Raw genomic sequence first — 2,502 nt, 5'->3', positions numbered from 1 at the left:
TGTGCTACATCCCCGACTTCTTCGAGAAGTCGGGGATGTAGCACAACCGAAGATCGGAAAAATTGAGATCGACATTAAGGCATCCACTCTACGCCAATACCGACGCGACTATCGTAGTTTTCTCTCGCATTTTGCTGCTGAAGATCGGTTGATAGCCGCAGATTATTAGTAATAGCGTAGCCGACGGATAAAGTTGTCAAACCTGTTTCGGTACCGCTGCCCAAACCCACCCAGCTTTGACTGAGTGCGATATCGGCACCGCCGCCGCGTGAGGGCACGAGCATGAGTTTAACGCCCAAATTTAAGCCATCGCGGTTGTATTTATCGGTTTGGAGACGGCGAAACCCAACGAGCGGGGTGATATTAAGATAACCGCCTAAAGGTAACAGATAATATTGAGCATCGACACCATAAGCACTGCGGCTACCGCCGGAATTATAATTAGCACTGGCTGAAAGTCCGCTGCTGCCGAAAAATACATCATCGACAGCGACATGGATGCCGCCAGTTTGATTAGTAGAGGGATATTGAGAATAGCCAACTTTTACCCGCGTGCGAAAACTAGGATCTCGGCGAATATCTTCCATCACATTGGGAATCCCTTTAAGCCATTTTTGCAGAACGGGGCTACCCTTGAGAATTTCGGGACTGACATCGATGGTAGGGTTCGGTGTTGCTGCTGGCTGACTGGTGGCTGGCGCAGGATTTTGAGCGACTTTCGATCCGCTAGCCGGGTTGGCGAAACTCGGTAGTTGTCCCCAATACCCCAAACATAGCAGTGTGCCGATCGCAGTTTGGCACAAACGCCCCAGACTAATAAGATAATAATTTCGGTTTAGCAATTTAATTAGTGGCGATCGCTAGTGCGTCGTGCTGATGCTACATGGATTGATACCGTCATATTCTAGCATTGGGGCGAAAATTTGCGGTCTACCCGTCATGTCGATCGGGAGTAGGATCGATGGTTGAATTTGGGAGATAATCGTCGTGTGCTGTGGCGACAGAGGTAAAATCTCCCAGATCTGACGGTTGAGCGGTAGGAAACGTAAATCGCGATGTATGGTTGCGCGGTTGGAATAACCGAATCGCGCTTTGGGCGTGATAGCAATAAGCGGCGATAATAAACCACGCCCCAAACCAAGATTTAGATTCAAAGCCATAACCATCGAGATTGCACAACAAATTTTCAGCGACGCTACCCCACGCAGGATTGCCACAGACGCTCAAACCATGCGTAAATAGTCCCACCATGCCAAAAGATATCGCGATCGTCGCTGTCGCATAGGCTCCTGCCCCCAATGCGCGGATTTTAGGATACCAGCTTGGGGGTTCTTTGTGCCCAAACAACCAGAGCCACTGAAATAAGAAGGCAAAAAATAAACTCGGCAGCAGTAAATTCATCGCCATCGACAGTACGCCGATGAGATATTGACGATCTTCAACGATCGCATTTACAGAAAAATGCCAACTAGCACCCAAAAAATTAGCCACAGGCAAGCCAAAAGGCAATAAAATTAGGGTCTGCAACCAAGCTTTCCGCTTGGGTAAAACAGCCCACCATCGGAACCGCCGATTGCTGCTAGCTCCGAACTTTTCAATAATAGATCTTGTCATAACTACTGCACCCGCGATCGCCTCAACATATTTACCCAGGATCGAGAAATCCTTGCCTTTGAAAAGACAAGTTTCTATGACCATCCATTTTATAATTCCCAATCGATCGCATTGTGTATCGATAAGCAATAAATAGTTACCCGCTAGTTATCATCCAATCTATCGGTCACAAGTATCAAATCATTAACAAAAATATGTACTTATACTTAATTCGTCACGGCATTGCTACCGATCCAGATCCCTTTGCTGTCGATGCGATCGCCAGCGATGAGCTGAGATCTCTTACTAAACTAGGACGTAAAAAAGTCGAACAAGTTGCCGATCGATTGGTAAAGTTAGAGGTAGAATTTGACTTAATTATTACTAGTCCGCTCGTGCGCGCGCGCCAGACTGCCGATCTCCTGCTTGACAAGCAACTCAGCTCTCAACTAGAAGTTTCTCAAGAATTGAAGCCTAGCGGTAATCTCCCCGCTTGGTTGCAGGAATGGGAAGCTAGATCGATCGATCCTAATTCTATCTCTGAGCTAGCTTTAGTCGGACACGAGCCAAATTTAAGTCAGTGGGCAGAATTATTTGTATTTGGTAAAGTTTGCGATCGATTAGTGCTTAAAAAGGGCGGCATTATCGGTCTAAAATTTGAGGAAAATCGCCTTGCAATCGGGACAGCTCAATTGTGCTGCCTATTATCACCTAAATATTTAATTTAGGTCGAGGTTCGGAGCGAAAAGTGCGGTCTTGGGCGCGACGTTTGTGGGGGTAAGGTCGAGGGGAGTGTTACCACTCCGCCCCTCCTATCCGAAACCGAACATGAAACTTTCACTTCATTCGGCTACTCAACGTGTTTTCCATTTGTCACTACGGACTTCCTACTGCCATCGCTGGCAGTTT

At 47.1% G+C, this 2,502-nt stretch carries 3 protein-coding genes; 1 reads left to right on the top strand and 2 read right to left on the bottom strand.

Translation table 11 applies throughout. The features are described from left to right. Positions 1-74 precede the first annotated feature (74 nt). Together RMO79_RS16285 and RMO79_RS16280 are read right to left on the bottom strand one after the other, a co-directional pair. Entirely contained in the window at positions 75-842 is a 768-nt protein-coding gene (locus tag RMO79_RS16285; protein WP_310484230.1) for a hypothetical protein, read from the bottom strand. A gap of 88 nt (positions 843-930) precedes the next feature. Further along, a complete protein-coding gene (locus tag RMO79_RS16280) occupies positions 931-1,743 on the bottom strand; it encodes a hypothetical protein (RefSeq protein ID WP_310484229.1) in 813 nt (270 codons plus the stop codon). Positions 1,744-1,808: 65 nt separating this feature from the next. Here RMO79_RS16280 and sixA point away from each other — a divergent pair, with 65 nt between their 5' ends. After that, the gene (gene sixA / locus RMO79_RS16275) at positions 1,809-2,321 is read left to right on the top strand and encodes a phosphohistidine phosphatase SixA (protein WP_310484228.1); all 513 of its coding nucleotides are present in this window, start codon (positions 1,809-1,811) and stop codon (positions 2,319-2,321) included. The last annotated feature ends 181 nt before the right edge of the window (positions 2,322-2,502 follow it).

Source organism: Chamaesiphon sp. VAR_48_metabat_403, from assembly GCF_031422475.1.
Taxonomy (GTDB): Bacteria; Cyanobacteriota; Cyanobacteriia; order Cyanobacteriales; family Chamaesiphonaceae; genus Chamaesiphon.
This window is presented reverse-complemented; position numbering and strand designations above follow the sequence as displayed.

Coding starts and splice junctions, on each gene's coding strand:
- sixA (WP_310484228.1), top strand. CDS start 1,809: ATGTACTTATACTTAATTCGTCACGGCATTGCTACCGATCCAGATCCC.